Origin of the sequence: Caballeronia sp. LZ003 (assembly GCF_031451465.1) — a bacterium.
Taxonomy (GTDB): domain Bacteria; phylum Pseudomonadota; class Gammaproteobacteria; order Burkholderiales; family Burkholderiaceae; genus Caballeronia.
In genome coordinates this window covers 1-749 of record NZ_JARUXJ010000107.1, presented here as the reverse complement: position 1 = coordinate 749, position 749 = coordinate 1, and the positions used below count along the sequence as shown (strand labels likewise).

Genomic DNA, 749 nt, shown 5'->3' with positions numbered 1-749 from the left:
TGAAGGGCAAGAGAAGACGGTTATCAACAGTCGCCTTTGCTGCACCATTGTCGATCTTATTTCGGAAGGAGAGATAGAGGGATTGGCCAACAACGTTGGACCATTTCCCGCTAAAGCTGTTCAGCGTCGCTCTGTGTATCTGGACGGCGTTCGAGTCGAAAATGACGACGGGAGCTTGAATTTCGAAGTTGAAAAATTTGATTTTGTCGAGGGGAAGGCTCAGCAGGACGCCATCAAGTGGGTCACGGCGGCCTCAAGTGAGGTGCAAGTGGGCGTCGAGCTTCAGCGTCGTCTGGCCGACGCTTTTAAGGACGGAAAGAAAATCAAGGTCACGCAATTCACGCCCTGTAAGATCGAGGTCGCAGAGCCGGACGTGGATGAGGTGGATGTTACTGTCCAGGTGAATGATCTGTGGTGGGATTCGAATAAGGGGCACACCAACGCGACGATCAAACTTCAGTTTGCACCGTCGTACGATCCGGCACGCGAGAACGTTCCGGCACCCAAAGTTGAGACTAAAGAGATCACGGGGATCTGCCAGAGCTATAGCAAGACATTTACGTTTCCAGTAAAGCTGGTCGGAGGTGCGCGCTTTGTGCTGGAGATCTCGCGTGCGGACGAGATCGATCAAGATAAAAGTGTCGGCAAGAAGCACGGTACGGCACATGTAGTGAGCTACACAAAAAAGCGAACCGGCGAGTTCAAATATCCCGCTAGCGCAGTGGCGGCGATGCGCATCACCTCCGATA

The 749-nt window shown here is 52.9% G+C and carries 1 protein-coding gene; it reads left to right on the top strand.

The window, feature by feature from the left end:
* Positions 1-82: 82 nt before the first annotated feature.
* The coding region (locus QCE79_RS39480) for a hypothetical protein (protein ID WP_309851728.1) at positions 83-749 on the top strand (667 nt) is incomplete at its 3' end.